Consider the following 22,413-nt stretch of genomic DNA (forward strand, 5'->3'; position numbering starts at 1 on the left):
ATGAATGATGAAGGGAATGTGTCAGCATGCTTTCAAACATTGGAGTTCCAGGTTTAATTTTGATACTAATTTTAGCATTAATCATATTTGGACCTAAAAAGTTGCCTGAAATTGGTCGTGCATTCGGTCAAACCTTACGTGAATTTAAAAAATCAACTCAAGAATTAACTTCTGAAGTAATGGAAGATTTGGATGATGGGAAAAAGACTTTGAATAAATAAGGTGTGAGTCTTCTTACACCTTATTTTTCATTCAATTTGGTAAACAGACCGACCTAAAATGGCAGCTTTATTTGAAAATCCTTATAAGAAGTAAATTTCCTTTTAACCAGCGCCTGTCCTGGGATGATCAAAATAGATGCTGTATCATACTTAATTTGTTGTTACATAAATTTATCGTGAAAATGGCAGGGGAGAAATATGGAAGATAAAGAATTAAATTTAGTTGAACATTTAGATGAGCTGAGAAAGCGAATTTTAATTACCGTTGCAGGATTCCTGATATTTTTTGTCGTTGGTTTTATATATGTTAAGGATATCTACAGCTGGCTTGTTAGAGATTTGGACGTAAAGCTGATTGTATTGGGTCCAAGTGATATCATTTGGGTTTACTTTATGATTGCTTCGATTATTGCCATTGCTGGAACGATTCCGATCTTGGCTTTGCAAATTTGGTTATTTGTCCGACCAGCCTTAAAGCCAAAGGAAATTAAGGTTACTTTATCTTATATTCCGGCTTTATTTATCTTATTTATCATTGGACTTTCATTTGGCTATTTTGTTATTTTTCCGATGGTCTTAAAGTTTCTCGTTGATTTGGGCGGAGATATGATGGTCACCAATTTTACCGCCGAAAAATATTTTCGCTTTATCATGAATATGACGTTGCCATTTGGTGTTCTATTTGAATTGCCAGTTGTCGTGATGTTCTTAACTTCACTTGGAGTCATTAATCCATATGTATTGACGAAAATTAGAAAGTACGCCTATTTTGTCCTTGTGATTATAGCTGTAGTGATTACACCGCCTGAATTTATGTCCGACTTTGCGGTTACTGTTCCATTATTATTCTTATATGAAATCAGTATTAATTTATCAAAGATTGTTTACAAGCGAAGACTGAAAAAGGAAAAAGAATGGGAGCTTGAGGGAAAAAATATCGTTTCTGAAACGAAATAAAAAAGATGCAAACCTTCAGTAATTTGGCTGAAGGTTTTTTTGTCTTTTCATTTAAAGTGAGATTTTAGGAAAAAGGGAAATATTGTGTAAGAAGACCCATATACTTATGATAAAAGGATGATTGGTTGATACTAAAAAAAATGAGGGATATAGACTTAGCAGGGAAAAAACATAATTTAATAAGTGGTGATTTTAGTTTGTATATGATTTTATCCTATGTGGCGATTTTGAATATTATCGACTCCTTTGCGACTTATATTGGTGTAACAAAGAAGTTAATTGAGGAAGCAAATCCAATTATGAACCAGCTATTTTCCATTCATCCTCTTCTTTTTGTGACAATCAAAATTTTACTGTCAATCGCGTTATTTCTTTTATTACTTTATCGTTATTTTCCCAAAACAATCATATTCCATTTTCTTGCCTATTTATCCGCCACACTATATACATTTGTATTTTTCTGTCATCTAATTTGGATCACTGCTTAAAAAAATGAATAGAATCATTTTTTGCATTTTAGCGCATATTCAGACACATTTCGAAACGAAATTGAGGTATAATAAATACAAACGGGGAAAAAAGAGGATTGATACTTTGTTATTGAAAAGCCTAGAGTTCAAAAATGCTGTTGGACAGAAGGTAAAAGTCATGGATATTCCTGTATTGGAGGAAGATAACCCTAATTATTTTTTAATCCAAGTCCGTTTACAAAGATATATTAATAGGATTTATAATGATTGTTCGACTAAAAAGAGTTTTTCATTTAGAGAGTATTTGAAGCGGAGCGTTAAGTGGACTGCTTATGAGCAAGTATTTCATTTGCCAGAGTTAAAGAGTAATGCTTGAGTTAATCAGGTATCAGATTGTGCTGATACCTTTTTTCATGGGTATTATTTGCAAGTCCATTCGTCGATATATAGACATTTCTTTTCTTCCATTATGGGAAGATAACCATGTTATAATAGGACTAATTGTATACTTAGGAAGCGAAGTGAAGGAATGAACAAAATTAAAATTGTGACAGATTCAACAGTAGATTTGCCAAATGAATTATTAGGAGATTATGGGGTAGAGATTATCCCCTTATCAATATACATTGATGGAGAGACGTTTACGGATCGAGTAGATATTACTCCTAAGGAATTTCTGCTTAAGATGGAACAAGCAAACGAATTACCGAAAAGCTCTCAGCCTCCTGTTGGGGTATTTCTAGAAGTTTATGACCATTGGGCTGAAGAAGGCTATGAAATGATTTCAATTCATATGAGTGGCGGGTTGAGTGGGACTGTGCAAGCGGCAGAGACGGCTGCACATCTGACAAAGGCAAAGGTGACGGTAATTGATTCAGAGTTCATTTCAAAAGGGCTGGGATTTCAAGTTATCGAGGCAGCCAAAATGGCACAATTGGGCATGTCTAGGGAAGAAATTGTAGCAAGAGTTCAAGAAGTAAAGCGTTCAACGAGATTATATGTTGTGGTGGACACGTTAGAAAATTTAGTTAAAGGTGGAAGAATTGGAAAAGGAAAAGCAATCATCGGCTCTCTTTTACACATAAAACCAATTGCCTCATTAGAATCTGGAGTATATAATCCAGTGACCACTGTTAGAAGTCATACACAAGTAGTGAAATATCTTGCCAAACAACTTGCTGAAGACGTAAAAGGTAAGACGATTAGAGGGGTTGGAATTGCCCATGCGGAAGGGCAAGTACTTGCTCATAAACTAAAAAAATTGATCACGGAATTAACCGGTTATGAGAAGATTGATATCGATTATACGACGCCTATTGTTAGTACGCATACGGGTGCTGGAGCCATTGGCTTTATGTATTATTTTGATTAAAAAATGCAAGAAGGCTGAATCTGGTTATTAGATTAGCCTTCTTTTTTTATAAGGATATGCCAAATTTAAGCAGGCATAGGTGTTGGCGTTGGTTTTGGAAAACCTTCTTTATATTTATTATCAATATATTGGCGAATTTCTTTAATCGATTTGCCCGCTTGATATTGCTTAATGCTTTCTGTTGTTGTTTCCACACAGGTACTACATCCTGTTCCGTGGGCATCCCATACGACTTCACCATTTTTGCGGTTTTCATAAATATAGCAATCGTAATTATTTTTATGGTTGCCAGATTCTGCACAGCCACAGTAGCAAGGAATGGATTCCAGTAGTTCTTTATTCTTTGCTGCTGATAAATAGACATTCTTCATGCCTTCTGTTGAATCCTTTAAAAAACCAGGAAGGACATTCTCAGAAGGCGTGACTTCTCTTAAATCTCCACTATCGGCAAATAATTTTTGTTCATTGGTTGAAGATTCTTCTGAATGCTTTGGCGAATCACTCGTGTTGTTTGATGTAGAAGAACAACCAGAAATGATGAAAAGGATAGATATTATAAAAATAAAATAGGTTAATAAATGTTTTCGCATGCTCCCTCACCTTTATTTTTGTTGGTTAAATCTTATTAATTATAGCATATTACTTACATTTAAAAGCTTATGTCTTCTACTTGTAATAATGTTTAAATCAAAAAATGTAAATTTTTGTAAAATGCGATTATATCTACAAGAATCAAAGCTTATATATTCTGCATGAATGTATGAATGTGCTTATGTCACGTATTCGTTAAACCTTTTTCTTTAAAATTTCTTATTATTTTGATAGAATGTTTTCCAAAGGGATGAGAGATGCAGGTGAGTCGATGAAAAGCAAAGTGCTAGCAATCTATTTAATTATGACCGTTGTTTTGCTATCTGCATGCGGTCAAAGGGAAATTAAAGATGCAAAAAACTGGCCAATAAAAGATGAATTTACTTATACAAATCAGGAAGGGAAGCCATTTGGCCTAAAGGATTTAAAGGGGAAGGTATGGGTAGCTGATTTTATTTTTACGAATTGTGAGGATGTATGTCTTCCAATGACTTCAAATATGGCAAAGCTTCAGCAACTGGCAAAAGACGAAAATATTAAAAATATTGAATTTGTCTCATTCAGTGTTGATCCAGAAAACGATACACCACAGAAAATGAAGGAATTTGCACAGAGTTTTAATGTTGACTTCAAAAATTGGCATTTTTTAACTGGTTATTCTCAAGAAGCAATCGAGCAATTTGCGATGAAAAACTTTAAAGCACTTGTTAAAAAGCCTGAAAAGGAAGATCAAGTTATTCATGGAACGGATTTTTATTTGGTTGATCAGAATGGTACCATCGTTAAATACTATACCGGATTGAATAAAATTCCTATGAAAGTCATCATTAATGATATTAAAACATTACAATAGACCTGCAAGAGGTCTATTTTTTTGCTTGTGATATTGGAATCATTTAAGTCTATTGAATACAAATGAACATGATATAATATTTATATTTGTAAAGGTAGGTGAACCATATGAAAAAGATATTCACCTTTCTTCTTTTTATATGTTTTTTATTATTCATATTTAGTGGTTGTTCTTTTTTGAATAAAGAAAATCTTATTAAATATAAGGAATCAGGGTTAAGTACAAAAGCTTCCGTGCCAAATGACTTCGTCCCAATTCAGCTTAAAGTTGTATCCATTGGGGACTCATTAACAGAAGGAATAGGGGATAGCACAAAACGCGGAGGCTATTTGCCCTATTTAAAGAAACATTTAGAAAAGGAAAAAGGGATTAAAGAAGTTGAATTTTCCAATTTTGGTGTAAAAGGTAACCGAAGCTCACAAATTTTAGAAAGACTGCATCAGCCTGAGGTTGGGGAAGCCCTAAGGGAATCTGATATGGTGATTATGACGATGGGTGGGAATGATTTAATGAAGGTTGTGAAAGAAAATTTCCTTCATCTCCAGGTTCAGGATTTTGATAAAGAAAAACAAAATTATAAGAACAATTTGCAGGAGATGCTAAAACTCATTCGTAAGGAAAATCCGGTAGTCACTATTGTTTTGATTGGTCTTTATAACCCATTCAGTCATTGGTTCAGTAATGTAAAGGAAATGGATCATATTTTAAACGACTGGAATAACACGAGTAAGTCTGTACTTTCAGAATACGATCAAACATTTTTTGTTGAAATCGCTGATATTTTCAAGAAGAACGAGGAAGAGTTATTATATACGGATTACTTTCATCCGAATGATAAGGGCTATAAATTAATCGCAAACCGGGTATATGAACGGCTGGATGAGCAAGCTTTAGCGGTTATTGAAAATAAAAAATTCACATCCAGAAAAGAGGCGTATTAACGGATGAAAAATCTTTGGAAGAAACTTTTTTTTACATTGTTTGGGATCAACCTCGCTATTCTTCTTTTCCTTCTTATTATGATTTTTCTTCCACCTGATACCAACCATGTGGAGAAGGGAAAACAAACGAATGAAAATCTTGTAACCTTTCCTGTCGAAACAAATAAGGAGGATTTAAATAAAATCATCAATTATTATATCGCAAAGAATGATTCCAAAGGGGCGATTGATTACAAGGTTTATTTAAAGGATGATGTTGAGTTATATGGAGCGATTACGTTTTTCGGAGAGAATCTTCAACTCAAGCTTACCTTTGTCCCAGAAGCATTGGACAATGGGGACCTATTGTTAAAACAAAAAGAGATTTCCATCGGTCAATTAAACTTACCCGTTTCCTATGTTATGAAGTTTGTTGCAGAGCAATATCAATTTCCTAATTGGGTCAGCATTCAGCCAAAAGAGGAACAGGTATATGTAGCTTTAAATAAAATGAAGCTTAACAGTGATCTTCACATTCAAGTCAATAAATTTGATTTGAAAAAGGATAAAATCAATTTAACTTTTGGCATACCGACGAATTAAAGGAGGTATGCCTTTTTTTATGTAGTATGGGAAGGGTTTCTATAAATCAACCAAGTAATCGGTTAGGACGATCACTTCATAGGGCCGTTCTTCAGAATCGTTTTTGAGTAGAACAAGAGAGTAAATGTGATTTGGCTTAAACACTAGCTTTGGCAAAGGAAGAAGAATATTTTTTGTCCCAGCTTTCCTGATTTCTAAATTAACAGTCATGGGTGATAAACCTAAATATTTTGTCATGTTCATAAAATGAATATGGGGGAAAATCACATCTCCAAAGGTAGCTTTCACATCAACAGTTGAAAATTCTTCAGCTAAATGGATGAACCGCATTTTTGCTTCTCCAATTGGAACCTCTGTATCATGATAAATTGGCAGCAATTTAAATTCTTCCTTTGTTCTATAAAGGATAACCGTAGCTAAAGTGCCTGATTCAACCCTTAACTCTTGACAAATAAAAGGCGAGCTCTGTTCACCTATGGAGTAAATCTCTATTTCATAATCAGCTCTTGGAAGTGATAGGAAAGAGCTTACCTCTTTAAATTTCACGTTTTGAAAATAACAGGTACCATTGATAAAAATATTGAAGGCTAATTTAGATGGTAGAGCATGAAAAAAGCGAATAGCAGCTGGAAAATGAAGTTTATTGTACATTGAAATCTCTCCCTAAATGGATGATTATTTGCCGTATTTCATATATATGAGTTTATTTGCTTGTTCATGAAATCAAGTGAAGGGCAAAAAATAAAGAAGCTGGATTTTTTGAAAATAAATATGGTTATCATATAATTTATATTGTAAATTTAGTTTTTTAAGTGCGGAGGTGTTGTCTCTTGAAAGAGGAAAAGTATGAACTAGCAACCTTTGCTGGAGGTTGCTTTTGGTGTATGGTGAAGCCGTTTGACGAATTACCAGGTATTATCAAGGTAGTTTCAGGCTACACAGGTGGGCACAAAGAAAATCCTACCTATGAAGATGTCTGTTCGGATAAAACGGGACATTATGAAGCAGTACAGATTACTTATGACCCAATTTTATTTCCCTATGAAAAACTTGTGGACCTTTATTGGCAGCAAATTGACCCAACGGATGAGGGGGGCCAATTTTATGATCGAGGCTCTTCCTATCAAACCGCTATTTTTTATCATCATGCAGCCCAGAAAGAAATAGCTGAAGCATCGAAGCAAAGGCTTGAAGAAAGTAATATTTTCAAAAAGCCGATTGTAACAAAAATCCTTCCGGCAGCTCACTTTTATCCGGCAGAAGAATATCATCAGCATTACTACAAAAAAAATCCAGCTAGATATAATGCCTATCATATTGGCTCAGGGCGAGAGGCTTTTACAAGAAAATATTGGGGTGAAGAGTATGGCAAATAAAGATGAATTGAAAAAGAGACTAACAGAGGTGCAATTTCATGTCACGCAAAATAATGGAACAGAGCCTCCATTTCAAAATGAATACTGGAATGAGTATAAAGATGGAATCTATGTAGATATCGTATCTGGAAAACCGTTGTTTAGTTCAAAGGATAAATTTGATGCAGGCTGTGGATGGCCAAGTTTTTCTAAACCGCTTCATGAAGAAGAGATGATCGAAAAAGAAGACACTAGCCATTACATGATTCGGACCGAGATTCGTTCAAGGACTGCGGATTCCCATCTAGGTCATGTGTTTAATGATGGGCAAGCTCCAACTGGCCTTCGTTATTGTATGAATTCAGCAGCCCTCAAATTTATTCCCAAGGAGAAGCTTGAGGAAGAGGGATATGGAGAATATTTGAAGCTTTTCCATAAGAAATAATTTTTTGTACATTTAAGTTTTTTAATTTGAATAAGAATGAAATTTGGACAGGGATTGTTGTCAAACGAAAATCCTTGTCCAAATTAAAAAAAATAGCATCTGCAGTTCATGGAGAAAGAAAAAGTATTCCTTAATCACTTAAGACTTTATTCAATCTCCTTCTTTAAGATATCCTCGCCTTTTGAGGTCATTCCACCAGATAAAATGAATTTCATCGCTTCCTCTGGTTTTATATCGATGATTTCCACTTGATCTTTTGGCACCAAAAATGTAAAACCAGCCATTTGAAAAGATTGTTGGATGTACACGGCGACATGATCCTTCAAGGGACTATATAGATTTTCAAGTTCTTCAGCTGTTATAAAGCCTAAGCTTTTCATTTCAGTTCCAGGAATGGTGATAAGGGCTACCTTTGAAAAAGCTTTTTTGTCACCCAAGAAGGATTGAATTGTATCTTTAATAACCGAGTAAATCGTTTTCACAATCGGGATATTATCTAAAATGCGATCAATAAGACGAACAATCGATCCGGTAATAAATTTTGTTGAAAGAAATCCAAGGACTGTAATTAGAATAAGTGTTACCAATAAACCGATACCAGGTACATAATCATTTTTTAAATAGGTTCTTAATACATTTCCTAAAAGACTATCTAAAAAAATGAAAGTCTTATAAATGACATAAATCACAAGAATAATTGGTACAATGGTTAAAATTCCATTAACAAAACTTTTTAATATTGCTTTCATTCTTTGAAGATCTCCCTTAATCATTTTCTCGATTTTCAATATCGGAAAAAAACGTCTTTTTATAAGTACTTTATCTAAAAAGTCTTGTACTTTCAATGAATTTAACTAATGTTCAGGTAAATCAACCCCATCTGCCTAAAGTTTTGGAGAAATTTGGGCGAAAACACATGCAAGACAAGTACCTAAAACATAGCCTATCTTGAACAAAGAACTTTAAGGAGTGAATGCAATATGGGTTATGGTTATGGTTACGGATGTGGATGTGATCCATGTATTCCAGCGTATGGCTATGCACAACCGTGTGTTGGCTTTGGACGAAATACATTTGTGTTAATTGTTGTCCTATTTATTTTGTTAATCATCATTGGTGCCAGCTGTTACGGAAAATAAATGATAATATGAATAATTGGCAAGGAACTAGCTTCTTTTGGCTATAGCTCAGGGACGAGCAAGCTACGAGAAGCTGGTTCCTTTTTTTATGCTAACTCGCAAAGATTATTGTTTTTTTGCCTAATTATACGCCTTCATGATAAGACTCGATTGCTTTGAAATTCGGCCTTACTGTTCGAATAAGCCTCTGATTCGGATACAATTTTCATTGAATTTATCCAAAACTGTCCAAAGGATTCTCTATCAACCAAGTGAAACAAAGAAGATGAAAAGAGCCTTATTTAAAAAAATGAAAATTAAGATAAAGGCTAATTCCCGAACATTATATATGCGAATAAATTTATAGTTCGTTATTTACGTCGACAAAAAGAAAAATATCTGATATAATTACACAGGTTGAGATAGAAACACGAAGAATTTGTGTCTGGGGGAATAATCGATGAATACAAACTATGATGTGATTGTTGTAGGAGCAGGTCCTGCAGGAATCTTTACTTGCTACGAACTAACATTAAAAATGCCAGAAGCGAAAATTCTACTGATTGATAAAGGTCATGACATATATAGAAGAAATTGTCCCATTTTAGAAAAGAAAATTGAAAAATGCCCACCGGCTGCTGGCAGAAAGGAATTTGCTGGCTGTCTGCCTGCTTGTTCCATCACCAATGGCTTTGGTGGTGCTGGTGCTTACTCTGATGGAAAATTCAATATTACAAGTGAATTTGGTGGCTGGATGACAGATTATTTGCCGGATTCAACAGTGGTGGATTTAATCAAGTATGTGGATGAAATTAACCTTAACCATGGTGCAACAAAAAGTATTACAAACCCATTAACTCCTGAAGTAAAGGACATTGAACACCGTGGCTATGCAGTTGGCTTAAAGCTGCTTCGAGCTCATGTCAGACATTTAGGGACTGAGCAAAACTTAGAAATCTTAAAGAGCATTTATGAGTATTTACGTGAAAAAATTGAGATGGCTTACAAAAAAGAAGTGGAAGATTTAATTACAGAAAGAACCACTGATGGACATATTATTAGAGGGATTAAGTTGAAAACAGGTGAGGAAATCAAAGCAGATCAAGTAGTGGTTGCACCTGGCCGCGATGGCTCTGTTTGGCTCGCAAAATTAATGAAATCACGCCGTTTGCAAATGCTAAATAACCAAGTCGATATCGGCGTTCGGGTTGAAACCTCAAATATTGTCATGGAAGAAATTAATGAGCATCTTTATGAAGGAAAATTTGTCTTTAATACATCGGTTGGTACGAGGGTTAGAACATTCTGCAGCAACCCATCTGGGCATGTAGTGGTTGAAAATCATTCAGGAACAATGCTTGCAAATGGTCATGCTTACCGCGATCCAAAATTAGGAAGTAATAATACGAATTTTGCTTTGCTCGTTTCTCATACTTTTTCCGAGCCATTTAATAAACCAAATGAATTTGCTCATGGCATATCAAGACTTGCGAATAGCTTATCAAATGGCGGTTTGATTGTGCAAAAGTATGGAGACATCATGAAAGGGCGAAGATCGACGGAAAAGAGAATTAATGAAGGCTTTATCGAACCGACATTGAAGGAAGCAGTACCAGGTGACTTAGGTCTCGTTTTGCCATATAATACACTTAAAAGTTTAATTGAGATGACGGAAGCGCTAAATCATGTTACGCCGGGACTTGCTTCTGAACATACGTTATTCTATGGTGTGGAAGCAAAGTTCTATTCTGCTCGTCCAAAATTAAACGATCGATTCGAAACGGAAATAAGCGGTCTTTATGTCGGTGGAGATGGGGCAGGTGTCACTAGAGGTTTAGCTCAAGCAAGTGCATGTGGCGTTTGGATTGCCCGCGATATCATAGAGAAATCACATTCAAAAGATAAAAAGAAACCAATGACTGTGTAAACCGCATTTCCATAGGGGGGAGACTATGTTTGCACAAAAGTTACAGCCTGGAGATGAAATTAGAATCATTGCCCCATCTACAAGTGCAGCCCTTATTAAGGGTGAGCAATTGGATCTTGCTAGTAAGAGATTAAATCAACTTGGATTTAAAGTATCTTATGGGGCCCATATTTTTGAACATGATGAATTTTTTAGTTCATCGGTTGCTGAACGAATTGTTGATATTCACGATGCCTTTCAAGACCCAAATGTTAAAGGGATTCTCGCTGTATTAGGAGGCTATAATGCCAATCAGCTGTTAAAAGGTATGGATTACGATTTAATACAGAGAAATCCAAAAGTATTTTGTGGATATAGTGATATCACTGCCTTGTCTCTTGCCATCTATCATAAAACAGGATTGGTTACCTATTCTGGTCCATTCTATTCAACCTTTGGCGTGAAGTATGGACTTGAATATACACTGGACTCCTTTCTTGCAGCTGTTACGAATGATGCCCCATATGAAATTGAGCCATCGTTAGAGTGGAGTGATGATCCTTGGTATTTAGACCAAGAAAAGCGGGAATTTATAAAGCAAGATTCCTATTTCGTAATTCAAGAGGGAGCGGCATGTGGAAAACTGATAGGGGGCAATCTCTGTACTATGAATTTACTTCAAGGTACAGAATTTATGCCATCTTTGAAGGATGCGATTTTATTCATTGAAGATGATCATGAGTCTCACAGTCAATTATTTGATCGTGATTTACAATCTCTTCTTCATCTTCCGGATGCTAAAGATATTCAGGCTATTCTGATTGGGAGATTTCAAAAAGACTCCAATGTGACAGATAGAGCGATTCAAAGAATCATCCAAACAAAACCAGAATTAAGTCATATCCCAGTTATCGCCAATGTAAATTTTGGACATGTACAGCCAATGGCAACGATTCCGATTGGATCAAAGGCATCCGTTGAAGTGAATAAACATAAAACAGAAATCGTTATTGAGCAAATGGAATAAGAAACGTTTGAACAAGAACTTACTCATTTATTTTTGAGTGGGTTCTTTTTTTGTGCAAACGATAGAATCCTTTTTCAAACTCGAAAGCAAGATTTCTGTATATCCCTCATACAATTAATTAAGAGTATAGGTTTTTAAAAGTGTTTTTCCTTTAGGGAATGGGGGAGGGGCATGAGTCAATCATATTTAATTAAACCGGATCTCGAAGGGGAATATCCGACGATTGATTATGGCAAAGGAATATATTTATATGATGTGAAAGGAAAAAAATATGTCGATGCTTCGTCAGGGGCGATTACCGCAAATATTGGGCATGGCGTTGAGGAAATTATGAAGGCGATGACCCTTCAGGCAAGTAAGGTTTCCTTTGTTTATCGTTCACAGTTTACAAGTGAGGCAGCTGAAAATCTCGCCCTTAAAATCGCCGAATTATCAAGTGGGGATTTAAATTGGAACTTCTTTGTTAACAGCGGATCGGAAGCAACTGAAACGGCAATGAAAATCGCTATTCAGTATTGGCAGGAAAAAGGCATCGAAACAAAAACAAAGGTGCTATCCAGATGGGTGAGCTATCATGGGATTACTCTAGGATCACTTTCCATGTCTGGTCATCCAATGAGAAGAGCAAGATTTGTCTCACTTCTAGAGGATCTTCCGGTTATCAATCCACCCTATTGTTATCGCTGTCCATATGGAGAAATACCGGATCAGTGTCATTATTCTTGTGCCCATGAGCTAGATACTGCTATTGAGCGAATAGGATCAAAGCATATTGCTGCCTTTATTGCTGAACCAATCGTTGGAGCTGCAGGGGGCGCGTTAACTCCGCCAAAGGAGTATTACAGAACGATAAAGGAAATATGTGAACGACATGACATTTTGTTTATCGCGGATGAGGTAATGACGGGCTGTGGAAGAACAGGAACGATGCTTGCGTGTGAACATTGGGATGTGGTTCCTGATTTAGCGACTTTAGGAAAGGGAATGGGGGCCGGATATACCCCAATTGCGGCTACATTAGTAAGTGACCATGTTATGGAGCCAATCCTTAAGGGATCAAAATCTATAATGAGTGGACATACTTTAAGCGCTAATCCACAGACCTGCGCCGTTTCGCTAGCTGTATTAAAGTATCTAGAAGAACACCAGCTTTTTCAAGGAGTTGAAGAAAAAGGGGCGCATTTAAGCATAAAGCTTAAGGGCTTACAAAAAAAATATCCCTTTATCGGTGATGTGCGCGGGAAAGGATTATTACTTGGTCTAGAATTTGTTGAAGATGCTGAGACAAAACATCCCTTTGCAAGAGAACTTCAGGTAACGCAAACAATCATTAAAATTGCACAGACTCATGGTTTACTTTTATATCCAGCTGGTGCAGGTCTGGATGGAACAAATGGTGATGCCATTTTAATTGCTCCACCTCTTACAATTACTCATCAAGAAATCGATGAACTCATTCAGTTGTTCTCAATGACCCTTGGAGAATTTTGGGAAATAATAAAAAAAAGGAACGGAGTCGTTAAGTAAATGGTTGAAAATCCATTTGGGAAAATCGTCACTCTTGATAAAGTGATGCCCTTTTTTCATGATGGGATGACCTTAATGTTTGGTGGCTTTGGTGGAGTAGGCACCCCTCCAACCATTATTGATGCGATCATTCAAAAGGGGCTTCAAGAACTTATTTTAATTGGAAATGATACGGGTTTTCCTCATATTGGAATCGGGAAAATCGTTGCAAAAGGAATGGCTAAGAAAATTATTGCGTCCCATATTGGCTCGAATCCACTTGCAGGAAAATTAATGAATGAAGGAAAGCTAGAAGTTGAATTTGTTCCTCAGGGAACTTTAGCGGAAAGAATTAGAGCTGGGGGAGTAGGGATTGCAGGGATTTTAACAGATGTGGGAAGACACAATGAAGTTGTTGCTCAAAATAAGCCTACCATCTGCCTCGATGCGGAGGAATATCTTGTTGAAACAGCTCTAACAGCAGAGGTATCGATCGTTTATGCCAAAAAAGCAGATTCCTTTGGCAACCTTATTTATGATAAAAGTGCGCGGAATACGAATCCTTTAGTTGCAATGGCTGGTGATATTACGATAGCTGAAGTTGAAGAAATTGTCCCGATAGGCAGCCTTAATCCTGAGGAAATCATTACGCCCGGTGTCTTTGTTAATTATGTCATACCAACAAGAGGTGTGAATTGGAAATGGGCATGGGAATAGAAATTCGCAACAAAATGGCTAAAAGAGCAGCACAGGAAATAAAAGACGGAATGGTTGTTAATTTGGGAATTGGAATCCCTTCATTAATTCCGAATCACTTGCCAAAAGATATAAGGGTAGTCTTTCATGCGGAAAATGGAATTATTGGAATGGGACCGAGTCCGAGGAAGGGAGAAGAGGACGCCAATTTATGCAATGCTGGGGGATTTCCAGTGACCATCCAGGACTTTGCCTCCTATTGTGATAGTACCATCGCATTTGGAATGGTTCGAAGAGGATATTTGGATATGACTGTACTTGGATCTCTTCAAGTTAGCCAGTTTGGAGATATTGCAAATTGGATTGTTCCAGGAAAGAAAATTCCTGGAATGGGTGGAGCTATGGAGCTTGCACAAAAGGCGAATCGGGTAATCGTCGTCATGAATCATGTTGATAAACAAGGACAGCCCAAAATACTAGAATCATGTACATTACCGCAAACGGCTCGAGGCTGTGCTGATCTGATTATTACAGATATGGCGGTTTTTCAAGTTACAAGTGAGGGACTTCAACTAAAGGAAGTATTTGAACCTCATTGTTTAGCAGAAATTAAAAAATTAACTGGATGTAGGTTTAGATATTAGTAGTCTTATGGCTCTAGAAAACAATCAACAGTGCGGTCATCGACAGGAGTCAATATAGGTTCGAGGAGCTGGTCATTTGGAATATGAAGAAAATTTGGTGAGAGGATGGATTCAAAAGCATCATTCAAAGGGAATTCGCTTGCTAAGGAAGCTTGTTCAAGAGGGGAGCGTTAGAGGATGTGAAAGCAGTGCCCAAGCTATTATTATTGAAAAATGCAGGCAGTTAGGTCTGGAATTGGATATTTGGGAGATAGATAAAAAAGAATTAAGTCAGCATCCTGCCTTTCGTTCTGATCGAAAGGATTTTTCTGGAAATCCTAATGCTGTGGCTGTTTTAAAGGGTATTGGTGAAGGAAGGTCCATCATCTTAAACAGTCATATTGATGTTGTTCCTGAAGGAAATAAGGAAGATTGGAGCAAGGACCCATTTAGTGGTTCTATTGAAAATGGACACTTGTATGGTAGAGGAGCAACGGATATGAAAGGGGGAACTGCTTCCCTCTTATTGGCAATGGAAGCCATTATCTCATGCGGTATAATTTTGAAAGGTGATATTATTTTTCAAAGTGTTATTGAGGAGGAAAGCGGCGGAGCAGGAACCCTAGCAGCTGTATTGAGAGGTTATCGAGGGGATGGAGCCATTATACCGGAACCAACCAAAATGAAATTATTTCCTAGTCAGCAAGGGTCCATGTGGTTTCGAATTATAGTTAAAGGAAAATCAGCACATGGAGGAACCAGATACGAAGGTGTGAACGCCATTGAGAAAGCAATCAAGATAATGGGGAGGATTCAACTATTAGAAAAAGAAAGAAATGCTCGAATAACCGATCCCCTTTATCAATCGATTCCGATTCCCATTCCGATTAATTTAGGCAAAATCAATAGCGGTGAATGGCCGTCATCGGTACCTGATTTAGCGATTATAGAAGGGAGGATGGGAGTAGCTCCAAATGAAAAATTGGAGGAGGCAGAATGGGAGATGGAGTCCGCCCTTTTATCAATTTGTGAGGGAGATGCTTGGCTGCAAAAAAATCCACCGACGATTGAGTGGTTCGGAGGGCGTTGGCTGCCGGGAAATTTAGAGGTGGACCATCCTTTGATGAAAACTCTTGGAGAAGGCTTTCAAAGGGTGATGAACCATTCTCCAAAAATAGAGGCATCTCCATGGGGGACAGATGGTGGCATTTTATCTAATATCGGCAATACTCCAGTGGTTATATTTGGTCCAGGAACGACCGAAGTAGCTCATGAAGCAAATGAATATATTGATCTTAAAGATATGTTTGAGGCAGCAGAAATTATTGCAATTACCTTATTACATTGGTGTGAGGTTGCTAAATAATTGATGAGGAAAGAGGCAGTAATTTGAACTGTCTCTTTTTCTCATACAGGTTCAGAAAGGTGGAGTGGTATTAGATGGAGGCGGTTGTTCAAAAATCCATTGTTACGAACCAATATACAGTCAAAATCACGATTGATTCCTTTAATAAGAGAATAAGACTTGATGATTATTGCGGAAATGTGCTACAAATCCTTGCAAATGTTGAAAATCTGGCTCAAAAAGAGCAGGCGCAAAAGCTTATCATCAAAGGAAAAAGAAAGGATTATCCGCTATTTTTAGAACACGGGTTTCAATGTGAAGGAGTTATTGATCATTACTTTTTAGGTGAGGATGCGTATTTATTTTGTAAATATATAACAACAGTTAGAAAGAACAGCCAATATTGGCTAGAGGAAGAAAATATCATTTATTCCGTTAAGGAGTTAGAGGTGGATTACGTTGTTAAGGAAGTCCCTAATTCCTATCAATTGATAAAGGCAACAAAGGAAGATTCCAAAATGCTTTCGCAACTTTATCAAAAGGTTTTTAAAATCTATCCAACCCCTCTTCATCAACCAACATATATTGAGAAAACAATGGAGGAGGGTACCATCTATGTGGCGATAAAAGATGGCGAGAAAATCGTCTGTGCTGCTTCTGCAGAGAAAAATTTATTTTATAAAAATGCAGAGGTGACAGATTGCGCTACTTTGCCAGAACATCGAAAGAATGGTTTATTGAAAATTCTTTTAATGGAGCTTGAGAGGGTATTAAAAAGAGAGGGATATTATTGTGCATATTCGCTTGCCCGTGCTCTTTCATTTGGGATGAATGCAGCCTTACAACAATTGGGATATCGTTATCGAGGAAGATTGATTAACAACTGTTATATTTTTGACAAGCTAGAAAATATGAATATTTGGGTTAAGGATCTTTCCTTATAATCGATAAATGATGCCAAAAATTCGGCATCAATTGCAACTTTTTCGGCACTGGCTAGAAGGATGTGAGTGAGATTGACGGAAACGCTGGATATTTCAAAGGAAGTATTGACGGCAATTCTCAAAGGAATTGATGAAGCCATTCATGTTGTCGATCCTTTTGGAACAACAATTTTCTACAATGAAGTTGCGGCAAAGCATGATGGGCTGGAGATTACGGAGGTCATTGGGAAGCCGATCTTAGAAGTATTCCCATCATTAAATCAAGAAACGAGTACATTGCTTAAGGTTCTTCAAACAAGGAAGCCATTATATAATCATACGCAATTGTACCGAAATATTCATGGAAAGCAGATTGAAACTATAAATTCTACTCTTCCTATCTATGTGCGGGGAAAGCTTGTTGGAGCAGTGGAAATTGCCAAGGATTATTCAAGGATGAAACTTCTCTCAGAAAGACTTTTAGATATGCAAAAGGAAGTGAGACAAAGAAAAAACAATTATCAATCTCCTCAAAGAAAAATTACTTTTGCTCATCTGTTAACGATCAATCCAACCTTTTCTTCCATGAAACAAGAAGCAATGAAATTAGCAAAATCTGATTCTTCCATGCTTGTCTTTGGTGAGAGCGGCACAGGGAAGGAATTGTTTGTTCATGGCGTTCATCAGGAGTCTCCACGTAGAAATGGTCCGTTTATTGCACAAAATTGTGCAGCTATACCTGAAACACTGCTTGAGAGTATCTTATTTGGGACTTCTAAAGGCAGTTACACCGGTGCTGTAGAACGTGCTGGAATATTTGAATTAGCAAATGGAGGGACGTTGTTTTTAGATGAGATTCATGCGATGCCATTTGAACTTCAAGCGAAATTATTAAGGGTACTGGAAGAGGGGATTATCAGAAGAGTAGGGAGTACAAAAAATAATACTGTGGATGTACGAGTCATTGCTGCCATGAATATTCACCCATTAGAAGCACTTGAACAGAAAAAAATTCGAGCTGATATTTATTATCGTTTAAATGTTTTCTCGTTTGAATTGCTACCTTTACGTGAAAGAAAAGAAGATATTGATTTTTTAACTAATCACTTTATTAAAGAATTTAATCAAGAATTAAACAAACGGGTTACCAGTGTAAATGAGGTTATCCAAAATCTATTTTTGAAGCATCCTTGGCCAGGGAATGTCCGAGAATTAAAGCATACGATCGAATATATGATGAATATTTGTGAAGGGAATATTCTAACAGAAACAGATTTGCCTGCTATTTTGAAAAATTCTCGTAATTTAAAGGGTTGCCAAAAAAATAAAGAAGTGTGCCTTCCCCTAAAGGAGGAGCTGGAGCAATTTGAAAAAAGGACGATTAAGAAGGCGCTTCAGGCAACAAACGGCAATGTTCTTCAAACTGCTAAATTATTACAAATTCCGAGACAAACCTTACAATATAAAATGAAAAAATATTCTCTTCACGCTGCTAAATAATCGGCATTTAAAGTGCCATATAACGCTCAAAAGACAGAAGGCTTTAAAAGCATACGTTCGTGGCTTTCATTTCTTCCCACTTGATGAAAATCAAGAACATTGGCATGAAACTTGCATTATGGTTAGTATGGAGGCGCGAAAGAATGAGTCTTCTCGCATGACTCTGACTGTTATGCAATTGTCTTAATAAGGGAGGAAAATGAATGAAATACGATTTATATAAACCATCTCGTCATTGGAAGGATATTGAGCTTTGGAAGGATGTGACAGAGGAACAATGGAATGATTGGATCTGGCAACTCACGAACACGATTCGTACAGCTGAGGATTTAAAAAAGGTGATTCATTTAACACCTGATGAGGAAGATGGAGTGAGAATTTCTACGAAAACGATTCCTCTTAATATTACACCTTATTATGCTTCTCTGATGAATCCGGATGATCCCCGTTGTCCGATTCGAATGCAATCGGTGCCGATTTCAAAGGAAATCTATAAAACAAAATATGATTTAGAAGATCCGCTTCATGAGGATGAGGATTCACCCGTTCCTGGCTTAACCCATCGTTATCCAGACCGTGTCTTATTTCTTGTGACCAATCAATGCTCCATGTATTGCCGCTATTGTACAAGAAGAAGATTTTCAGGACAAATTGGTATGGGGGTTCCCAAAAAACAATTAGATGCGGCGATTGACTATATAAGACAAACCCCAGAAGTTCGTGATGTTTTGATCTCAGGTGGAGACGGACTACTGATTAATGACAATATTTTGGAGTATATCCTGAAAAATCTCCGTTCAATCGATCATGTTGAAATTATCCGAATTGGGACAAGAGCTCCGGTTGTTTTTCCACAACGAATTACAGAAAACCTCTGCAATATGTTAAAGAAATATCATCCTATCTGGCTAAACACACACTTTAATACGTCCATTGAAATTACAGAGGAATCAAAACAGGCATGTGAAATGCTGGCAAATGCCGGTGTGCCGGTTGGAAATCAATCGGTTATTTTGGCAGGAATTAATGACAGTGTCCCTATTATGAAAAAACTAATGCATGATCTTGTGAAAATTAGAGTACGCCCCTATTACATTTATCAATGTGATTTATCTGAGGGCATCAGTCATTTCCGCGCACCTGTATCAAAAGGACTTGAAATAATCGAGGGATTGAGAGGTCATACAAGCGGGTATGCAGTCCCGACATTTGTAGTGGATGCTCCAGGCGGTGGCGGCAAAATTTCCTTACAACCGAATTATTTAATATCGCAAAGCTCTGATAAGGTTGTTTTAAGAAATTTCGAAGGGGTCATAACTACCTATCCTGAACCTGAATCTTATGTACCAGGAAGGGCAGAAGCCTATTTTAAAGAAATTTACCCAGAAATGGAAGAAAAACGTTCTGTGATTGGCGTTTCTTCCTTATTGAATGACAAGCAGTTTAATCTTGTTCCAGAAAAACTGGAAAGATTTTCAAGACGAGTCAAATATGAAACTGATCCGGGGCATTACTCCTTAAAAGATAAACGGGATAAACGAGATGAATTAAAAGAAAAGAAATATCAAGCACAGCAAAAGAAACACGGACTTAAGGAGGGTCCTTTATGAATCATTTGTGTGAATGGTGTCAGAGCACAAGGATTAATCATTCAACGGGCCCTGTCTATTGGGAGCTTCCAGATGGCTCAAGTGCAATTGAAATAACGAAAACCCCGACGGTCAACTGCTTAGATTGTCATATGAGCTATCAGACAGAAGCTGTTGTTAAGCTAATTGAAGATCAGCTCTTGTTAATTAATACTCGAACACTTGCCAAACAAATAAGCTACCAACAATTAATGGAATTACCAAGAATTTTGAAACGGAATTATTTCGACTTTTCTTAAAACTCCGATAAATGGTTCACAATTTGTTCATTTTTTTCACACAAATTCAAATTATTTTCTTTTTATAATGATTATAGATACAGGCAAAGTTTGAGTTTGGGGGAAAAGTGAATGAAATTAGTGATTATCATTATGCTGGCAGCAGCCATGGTTTCCTTATTTTTTTGTGGCTACTATGTAGGGATTATCAAGGAAAAGTTCGGGAAAAATTGGCTATTTGCGGTGCCAATTACAATTGCTATTTTGATGTTTAATATTATTATGGCCCTTTATGAGCTTTCACAGGATGGCCGTTGGCAATAGATTTCATCCTTTTTGAAATCAATTATTTACATTAATTTAGTGAGCTGTTCTCATAAGGAGATCAGCTTTTTTATTTGTTTGTAAAGTGTTTGAGTAGACGACACACACTATTTTGTATATATTATCAATAAAAATCATTTCAAGCTTTTTTGTTAAAGCGAACGAGAAAGGTGTAGTTTATCGGATGACAAAATCCTTTTATCATTTTCTAATGAAATATCGACATCCTGAACCAAAAGATTCTATTAGTGAGTTTGCTAATCATGCCTTTCATGACCATGGATTTCCAAAAAACTCATCGAATTATGATGAAATCAGTACGTATCTCGAACTAAATGGGCATTATTTAAAAAATATGACAGTATTTGATGAAGTTTGGGATATTTATGTAAGCGAAGGATAAAAGAGTATCCTCGGCTGAATCGCAAAATTCCCCCATTTTTCTTGGATGTACGTTCTATGTGGTTCGAAAAATTTAGTTTTCGCATATTATATCCTAGCACGGCTCATGGTTAGCACCTGAGAGGATGGAGGAAATGACAAAGAAAAGGAAAAGGCCAAAATTTAAAGTTGGTGACAAGGTGGTGATCACCATTTATGGAACTGTTGGAAAAGTAACCGATGTGAAATGGTTAGATGGTATGTATGTTTATGAAATCAATCAAAGTGAAGGTTTATATATAGAATCAAGCCTCAAAAAGCTTTCTGAATATGATTCTAGCTTGGTTGAGAAGGAACATATTAATATTGTTTATAAATATATTTTTGGAGATCTCGTCCAGGTTAAGGGCTATGGATCGGATCTATTCAAAATAGTCGGCTTCCGCACAGAAATTTGGCGCTACAAGGAAGATGCCTGGGAGGACGTGATTTATGAAATGTCACGGATTAGTGATGGGGAATGGCTCGAAGCGGGAGAAGAGGAGATTATCTTAATTGCCGATGCTGAAAGTGCTGATAACTTCATTCAAAAGTTAGGAATCGTTAACAATCAAGGGAAAAAAATTTCTCTAGATGTTCCAGAGAAGATAACAGCGTTCCAAAAGGTTGATAAAGAAAAGAGTATCTCGAAAGAAGAAAAATATGAATATATTAATCATTTATTAGATATTTATAATGATTATTATTTTCTCTATTTAACTTTTAAGGATGAGGATTATCTTCGCGTCATGAAAATGATTTTAAAAAAATTGGAAGATCTGAATCTGAAATAGCTCATCCGCTCATTTTATGAAACTCCCAAAAAAGATATAAAAACAATGGAATGCATAAGAGAATAATAATTTGAAATAAACGATTAACGAATCTAGTGAAAAAGGTAATAAAAACCCCATCTTCTTTATTCACATCATCCTTTATGGCTTCGATTAATTGATTCATATTCCTTACTCCTTCCACAGGTAACATTGAATTAAGAATGAATAGTTCATTTATATGCTTGGGCGAAAAAAAGATGACAAAAAATCATATTTTACTTTGTGTGAAATAATTTGAAGGAATTTCCTATTCTAATCATGAAAAGATATATAGACTCATACAATTTGAAAAAAGGGGGCGATACTGTGAGAGAAATAGAAGTAATCATCGATACGGAAGAAATTGCAGAGTTTTTCTTTCAGGAATTATTGAAAAGGGGATACGTCCCAAGCGAGAGTGAATTGGAAGAGCTTGCAGATATAACCTTCGAATATCTTTTGGAAAAATCAATCATTGATGAGGAAACAGATGAAGAATGACTGATATAAACAAAAATGACGGGCCTGAGAATGCTCGTCATTTTTTATTGAAAAA

At 36.4% G+C, this 22,413-nt stretch carries 29 protein-coding genes; 25 read left to right on the forward strand and 4 right to left on the reverse strand.

Annotated elements, in window-relative coordinates; all coding sequences use genetic code 11:
* Positions 1-26: 26 nt before the first annotated feature.
* From tatA to ACE38V_RS04725, 5 genes are all read left to right on the forward strand, one after another.
* The gene (tatA, locus tag ACE38V_RS04705; RefSeq protein ID WP_375840032.1) at positions 27-221 is read left to right on the forward strand and encodes a twin-arginine translocase TatA/TatE family subunit; all 195 of its coding nucleotides are present in this window, start codon (positions 27-29) and stop codon (positions 219-221) included.
* Positions 222-419: 198 nt separating this feature from the next.
* On the forward strand, positions 420-1,178 hold the full coding sequence (gene tatC, locus ACE38V_RS04710) for a twin-arginine translocase subunit TatC (RefSeq protein WP_375840033.1): 759 nt from the start codon (positions 420-422) through the stop codon (positions 1,176-1,178).
* Positions 1,179-1,303: 125 nt separating this feature from the next.
* Positions 1,304-1,666 carry a DUF5658 family protein gene (locus ACE38V_RS04715; RefSeq protein WP_375840034.1) on the forward strand — a complete coding sequence of 121 codons (363 nt, stop codon included), beginning with the start codon at positions 1,304-1,306 and terminating at the stop codon, positions 1,664-1,666.
* A gap of 106 nt (positions 1,667-1,772) precedes the next feature.
* The gene (locus ACE38V_RS04720; RefSeq protein ID WP_375840035.1) at positions 1,773-2,024 is read left to right on the forward strand and encodes a DUF2535 family protein; all 252 of its coding nucleotides are present in this window, start codon (positions 1,773-1,775) and stop codon (positions 2,022-2,024) included.
* Positions 2,025-2,177: 153 nt separating this feature from the next.
* Complete coding sequence (locus ACE38V_RS04725) at positions 2,178-3,020, forward strand: DegV family protein (protein WP_375840036.1); 843 nt, start codon at positions 2,178-2,180, stop codon at positions 3,018-3,020.
* A gap of 65 nt (positions 3,021-3,085) precedes the next feature.
* Here ACE38V_RS04725 and ACE38V_RS04730 read toward each other — a convergent pair whose 3' ends face one another.
* The gene (locus ACE38V_RS04730) at positions 3,086-3,610 is read right to left on the reverse strand and encodes a PCYCGC motif-containing (lipo)protein (RefSeq protein ID WP_375840037.1); all 525 of its coding nucleotides are present in this window, start codon (positions 3,608-3,610) and stop codon (positions 3,086-3,088) included.
* Positions 3,611-3,882: 272 nt separating this feature from the next.
* Between ACE38V_RS04730 and ACE38V_RS04735 the strand changes: the two genes are divergently transcribed.
* From ACE38V_RS04735 to ACE38V_RS04745, 3 genes are all read left to right on the forward strand, one after another.
* Positions 3,883-4,464, forward strand: coding sequence for an SCO family protein (locus ACE38V_RS04735; protein ID WP_375840038.1), 582 nt, complete (start codon positions 3,883-3,885; stop codon positions 4,462-4,464).
* 176 nt (positions 4,465-4,640) lie between these two features.
* The gene (locus tag ACE38V_RS04740; RefSeq protein WP_375840039.1) at positions 4,641-5,405 is read left to right on the forward strand and encodes an SGNH/GDSL hydrolase family protein; all 765 of its coding nucleotides are present in this window, start codon (positions 4,641-4,643) and stop codon (positions 5,403-5,405) included.
* A gap of 3 nt (positions 5,406-5,408) precedes the next feature.
* Positions 5,409-5,987 (forward strand): YpmS family protein, encoded by a 579-nt coding sequence (locus tag ACE38V_RS04745; protein ID WP_375840040.1) that lies wholly within the window; start codon positions 5,409-5,411, stop codon positions 5,985-5,987.
* Positions 5,988-6,026: 39 nt separating this feature from the next.
* On the opposite strand, the gene ACE38V_RS04750 is transcribed toward ACE38V_RS04745, so the two are convergent.
* Entirely contained in the window at positions 6,027-6,638 is a 612-nt protein-coding gene (locus ACE38V_RS04750) for a DUF4397 domain-containing protein (RefSeq protein WP_375840041.1), read from the reverse strand.
* 233 nt (positions 6,639-6,871) lie between these two features.
* On the opposite strand from ACE38V_RS04750, the gene msrA reads away from it, so the two are divergent.
* Complete coding sequence (gene msrA, locus ACE38V_RS04755) at positions 6,872-7,363, forward strand: peptide-methionine (S)-S-oxide reductase MsrA (protein WP_375840140.1); 492 nt, start codon at positions 6,872-6,874, stop codon at positions 7,361-7,363.
* Positions 7,353-7,787 carry a peptide-methionine (R)-S-oxide reductase MsrB gene (gene msrB, locus ACE38V_RS04760; protein ID WP_375840042.1) on the forward strand — a complete coding sequence of 145 codons (435 nt, stop codon included), beginning with the start codon at positions 7,353-7,355 and terminating at the stop codon, positions 7,785-7,787. Before msrA ends, msrB begins: the two co-directional genes overlap by 11 nt.
* A gap of 146 nt (positions 7,788-7,933) precedes the next feature.
* Here the strand turns inward: msrB and ACE38V_RS04765 are convergent, their stop codons facing one another.
* Positions 7,934-8,536, reverse strand: coding sequence for a DUF502 domain-containing protein (locus tag ACE38V_RS04765; protein ID WP_375840043.1), 603 nt, complete (start codon positions 8,534-8,536; stop codon positions 7,934-7,936).
* A gap of 231 nt (positions 8,537-8,767) precedes the next feature.
* Between ACE38V_RS04765 and ACE38V_RS04770 the strand changes: the two genes are divergently transcribed.
* The 14 genes from ACE38V_RS04770 (at position 8,768) to ACE38V_RS04835 (ending at position 21,836) form a co-directional block, all read left to right on the forward strand.
* Entirely contained in the window at positions 8,768-8,926 is a 159-nt protein-coding gene (locus ACE38V_RS04770; protein ID WP_375840044.1) for a YjcZ family sporulation protein, read from the forward strand.
* A 439-nt stretch (positions 8,927-9,365) separates the two neighbouring features.
* Positions 9,366-10,832, forward strand: a complete 1,467-nt coding sequence (locus ACE38V_RS04775) for an NAD(P)/FAD-dependent oxidoreductase (RefSeq protein ID WP_375840045.1) — start codon at positions 9,366-9,368, stop codon at positions 10,830-10,832.
* Between the two features lie 25 nt (positions 10,833-10,857).
* On the forward strand, positions 10,858-11,838 hold the full coding sequence (locus ACE38V_RS04780) for a S66 family peptidase (protein WP_375840046.1): 981 nt from the start codon (positions 10,858-10,860) through the stop codon (positions 11,836-11,838).
* A 171-nt stretch (positions 11,839-12,009) separates the two neighbouring features.
* Positions 12,010-13,365, forward strand: coding sequence for an aspartate aminotransferase family protein (locus ACE38V_RS04785; RefSeq protein WP_375840047.1), 1,356 nt, complete (start codon positions 12,010-12,012; stop codon positions 13,363-13,365).
* Positions 13,366-14,061, forward strand: a complete 696-nt coding sequence (locus ACE38V_RS04790) for a CoA transferase subunit A (protein ID WP_375840048.1) — start codon at positions 13,366-13,368, stop codon at positions 14,059-14,061.
* Positions 14,046-14,684: a 3-oxoacid CoA-transferase subunit B gene (locus ACE38V_RS04795; RefSeq protein ID WP_375840049.1), complete on the forward strand. Its 639-nt coding sequence runs from the start codon at positions 14,046-14,048 to the stop codon at positions 14,682-14,684. Before ACE38V_RS04790 ends, ACE38V_RS04795 begins: the two co-directional genes overlap by 16 nt.
* Before the next feature lie 76 nt (positions 14,685-14,760).
* Complete coding sequence (locus tag ACE38V_RS04800) at positions 14,761-16,029, forward strand: peptidase (RefSeq protein ID WP_375840050.1); 1,269 nt, start codon at positions 14,761-14,763, stop codon at positions 16,027-16,029.
* 74 nt (positions 16,030-16,103) lie between these two features.
* Positions 16,104-16,952, forward strand: coding sequence for a putative beta-lysine N-acetyltransferase (gene ablB / locus ACE38V_RS04805; protein ID WP_375840051.1), 849 nt, complete (start codon positions 16,104-16,106; stop codon positions 16,950-16,952).
* Between the two features lie 72 nt (positions 16,953-17,024).
* Positions 17,025-18,431 carry a sigma-54 interaction domain-containing protein gene (locus ACE38V_RS04810; RefSeq protein ID WP_375840141.1) on the forward strand — a complete coding sequence of 469 codons (1,407 nt, stop codon included), beginning with the start codon at positions 17,025-17,027 and terminating at the stop codon, positions 18,429-18,431.
* A gap of 203 nt (positions 18,432-18,634) precedes the next feature.
* A complete protein-coding gene (gene kamA / locus ACE38V_RS04815; protein WP_375840052.1) occupies positions 18,635-20,041 on the forward strand; it encodes a lysine 2,3-aminomutase in 1,407 nt (468 codons plus the stop codon).
* Positions 20,038-20,319, forward strand: a complete 282-nt coding sequence (locus ACE38V_RS04820; RefSeq protein WP_375840053.1) for a YokU family protein — start codon at positions 20,038-20,040, stop codon at positions 20,317-20,319. The genes kamA and ACE38V_RS04820 overlap by 4 nt, the downstream gene beginning before the upstream one ends.
* Positions 20,320-20,430: 111 nt before the next feature.
* Complete coding sequence (locus tag ACE38V_RS04825) at positions 20,431-20,622, forward strand: hypothetical protein (RefSeq protein ID WP_375840054.1); 192 nt, start codon at positions 20,431-20,433, stop codon at positions 20,620-20,622.
* A 184-nt stretch (positions 20,623-20,806) separates the two neighbouring features.
* Complete coding sequence (locus tag ACE38V_RS04830) at positions 20,807-21,025, forward strand: YozE family protein (RefSeq protein ID WP_375840055.1); 219 nt, start codon at positions 20,807-20,809, stop codon at positions 21,023-21,025.
* 124 nt (positions 21,026-21,149) lie between these two features.
* On the forward strand, positions 21,150-21,836 hold the full coding sequence (locus ACE38V_RS04835) for a hypothetical protein (protein WP_375840056.1): 687 nt from the start codon (positions 21,150-21,152) through the stop codon (positions 21,834-21,836).
* 1 nt (position 21,837) lies between these two features.
* Here the strand turns inward: ACE38V_RS04835 and ACE38V_RS04840 are convergent, their stop codons facing one another.
* Entirely contained in the window at positions 21,838-22,002 is a 165-nt protein-coding gene (locus ACE38V_RS04840; RefSeq protein WP_375840057.1) for a hypothetical protein, read from the reverse strand.
* A 182-nt stretch (positions 22,003-22,184) separates the two neighbouring features.
* Here ACE38V_RS04840 and ACE38V_RS04845 point away from each other — a divergent pair, with 182 nt between their 5' ends.
* Complete coding sequence (locus tag ACE38V_RS04845; protein ID WP_375840058.1) at positions 22,185-22,358, forward strand: YozD family protein; 174 nt, start codon at positions 22,185-22,187, stop codon at positions 22,356-22,358.
* Positions 22,359-22,413: the final 55 nt, after the last annotated feature.

It is taken from the genome of Cytobacillus sp. Hz8 (genome assembly GCF_042263505.1).
Taxonomy (GTDB): Bacteria; Bacillota; Bacilli; order Bacillales; family Cytobacillaceae; genus Bacillus_BE.

What these genes read in the sequence shown, in the direction of transcription:
- ACE38V_RS04775 (WP_375840045.1), top strand. Translation starts at nt 9,366, where the DNA reads ATGAATACAAACTATGATGTGATTGTTGTAGGAGCAGGTCCTGCAGGA.
- ACE38V_RS04795 (WP_375840049.1), top strand. Translation starts at nt 14,046, where the DNA reads ATGGGCATGGGAATAGAAATTCGCAACAAAATGGCTAAAAGAGCAGCA.
- ACE38V_RS04770 (WP_375840044.1), top strand. Translation starts at nt 8,768, where the DNA reads ATGGGTTATGGTTATGGTTACGGATGTGGATGTGATCCATGTATTCCA.
- kamA (WP_375840052.1), top strand. Translation starts at nt 18,635, where the DNA reads ATGAAATACGATTTATATAAACCATCTCGTCATTGGAAGGATATTGAG.
- ACE38V_RS04790 (WP_375840048.1), top strand. Translation starts at nt 13,366, where the DNA reads ATGGTTGAAAATCCATTTGGGAAAATCGTCACTCTTGATAAAGTGATG.
- tatA (WP_375840032.1), top strand. Translation starts at nt 27, where the DNA reads ATGCTTTCAAACATTGGAGTTCCAGGTTTAATTTTGATACTAATTTTA.
- msrA (WP_375840140.1), top strand. Translation starts at nt 6,872, where the DNA reads ATGGTGAAGCCGTTTGACGAATTACCAGGTATTATCAAGGTAGTTTCA.
- ACE38V_RS04785 (WP_375840047.1), top strand. Translation starts at nt 12,010, where the DNA reads ATGAGTCAATCATATTTAATTAAACCGGATCTCGAAGGGGAATATCCG.
- ablB (WP_375840051.1), top strand. Translation starts at nt 16,104, where the DNA reads ATGGAGGCGGTTGTTCAAAAATCCATTGTTACGAACCAATATACAGTC.
- ACE38V_RS04725 (WP_375840036.1), top strand. Translation starts at nt 2,178, where the DNA reads ATGAACAAAATTAAAATTGTGACAGATTCAACAGTAGATTTGCCAAAT.
- ACE38V_RS04820 (WP_375840053.1), top strand. Translation starts at nt 20,038, where the DNA reads ATGAATCATTTGTGTGAATGGTGTCAGAGCACAAGGATTAATCATTCA.
- ACE38V_RS04765 (WP_375840043.1), bottom strand. Translation starts at nt 8,536, where the DNA reads ATGAAAGCAATATTAAAAAGTTTTGTTAATGGAATTTTAACCATTGTA.
- ACE38V_RS04825 (WP_375840054.1), top strand. Translation starts at nt 20,431, where the DNA reads ATGAAATTAGTGATTATCATTATGCTGGCAGCAGCCATGGTTTCCTTA.
- tatC (WP_375840033.1), top strand. Translation starts at nt 420, where the DNA reads ATGGAAGATAAAGAATTAAATTTAGTTGAACATTTAGATGAGCTGAGA.
- ACE38V_RS04735 (WP_375840038.1), top strand. Translation starts at nt 3,883, where the DNA reads ATGAAAAGCAAAGTGCTAGCAATCTATTTAATTATGACCGTTGTTTTG.
- ACE38V_RS04750 (WP_375840041.1), bottom strand. Translation starts at nt 6,638, where the DNA reads ATGTACAATAAACTTCATTTTCCAGCTGCTATTCGCTTTTTTCATGCT.
- ACE38V_RS04745 (WP_375840040.1), top strand. Translation starts at nt 5,409, where the DNA reads ATGAAAAATCTTTGGAAGAAACTTTTTTTTACATTGTTTGGGATCAAC.
- ACE38V_RS04835 (WP_375840056.1), top strand. Translation starts at nt 21,150, where the DNA reads ATGGAGGAAATGACAAAGAAAAGGAAAAGGCCAAAATTTAAAGTTGGT.
- ACE38V_RS04780 (WP_375840046.1), top strand. Translation starts at nt 10,858, where the DNA reads ATGTTTGCACAAAAGTTACAGCCTGGAGATGAAATTAGAATCATTGCC.
- ACE38V_RS04830 (WP_375840055.1), top strand. Translation starts at nt 20,807, where the DNA reads ATGACAAAATCCTTTTATCATTTTCTAATGAAATATCGACATCCTGAA.
- msrB (WP_375840042.1), top strand. Translation starts at nt 7,353, where the DNA reads ATGGCAAATAAAGATGAATTGAAAAAGAGACTAACAGAGGTGCAATTT.
- ACE38V_RS04730 (WP_375840037.1), bottom strand. Translation starts at nt 3,610, where the DNA reads ATGCGAAAACATTTATTAACCTATTTTATTTTTATAATATCTATCCTT.
- ACE38V_RS04840 (WP_375840057.1), bottom strand. Translation starts at nt 22,002, where the DNA reads ATGAATCAATTAATCGAAGCCATAAAGGATGATGTGAATAAAGAAGAT.